Annotated in this window: 1 protein-coding gene; it reads left to right on the forward strand. The window is 59.2% G+C overall.

Translation table 11 applies throughout. From position 1 onward, the window contains the following. On the forward strand, positions 1–1,147 hold a 1,147-nt coding region (locus HMPREF0670_RS00655; RefSeq protein WP_044077539.1), incomplete at both ends, for a toxin TcdB middle/N-terminal domain-containing protein.

The following is a 1,147-nucleotide window of genomic DNA, read 5'->3' on the forward strand; positions in this document are numbered from 1 at the left end:
CTACCACCCCCACGAATAACTCGACGGGCCAATGCGAAGGGCAGAATGCCAGTGACGGTAATGCCGTTTCCAGCCTGGCCGTCACAGCCAGCGGTAATTTCTCTCATGGAAACTCCAAGACTACACGCGATTGGTTGGACTGGAATGGTGACGGATTACCCGATATGGTTGAAGGCGATGCCGTGAGGTACAATCTCGGCTACGGTTTCACAGGGCACATGCCGCGAGGCTGCCAGGACTTGGATGCCACATCCAACACCAACTGGGGTGCGGGATTGGGAACAAAAATCACCGTTCTCGGCAACGCGGAGATTACGGGAGGTTTCAACGGCACGAAGACAACGACCCTTACAAACTGTTCCTATGCCGATCTTAACGGTGACGGAATGCCGGATAAAATCATCAGGGATGGTGACGATGTTAAAGTTTCCATCAATACGGGAACGGGTTTCGTTGACGAAGCCCAAGACGTTCAGGGCAGTGCGGGAAAGAACCTTGCCACGTCCGTATCATTGTATGGCAGTGCGGCATTCTCCTTCAAAATCCACCTGCTGTTCCTGAAACTGACGATCACTCCACACGTAACCGCTGCTTGGTCCACTGGCGTTAGCCGCACGGAGAGCGCTTTACTCGACATTGATGGCGACGGCTTGCCCGACTTCGTTGAAAGTGCAGGCCCTGATGCGCTTGTCGTTCGCCGCAACCTCACCGGCCGCACCAACCTGTTGCGCAGCGTCACCCTGCCTTTCGGCGGACACGTCCGCGTGGAGTACCGACAGACGTTGCCCAGTTTCGCCATGCCCGGCCGCCGCTGGGTGATGTCGGCCGTGGAGACTTCGGGCGGATATGCCGAGAACGGGGCGACGCGCATGCGCAACGAGTTCGCCTACGAGGGCGGCTACCGCGACAGGCGCGAGCGCGACTTTTTCGGGTTCGCCAAGGTCGTCACCCGACAGCTGGACACGCAGAAGGGCAATGCCGCCTACCGCACGCAGGTGTCCGAGTACGGGCACAACCGCAACCTGTACATGCACGACCTCGTCACCGCCGAGACGCTGTACGACGCGCAGGGCAACAGGCTGCAAGGCACCCTCAACACCTACGAGGCGGTACGGCAGCGCGACGACAGCACGAGCGTGTTCCCTGC

Origin of the sequence: Prevotella sp. oral taxon 317 str. F0108, from assembly GCF_000162415.1 — a bacterium.
Taxonomy (GTDB): Bacteria; Bacteroidota; Bacteroidia; order Bacteroidales; family Bacteroidaceae; genus Prevotella; species Prevotella conceptionensis.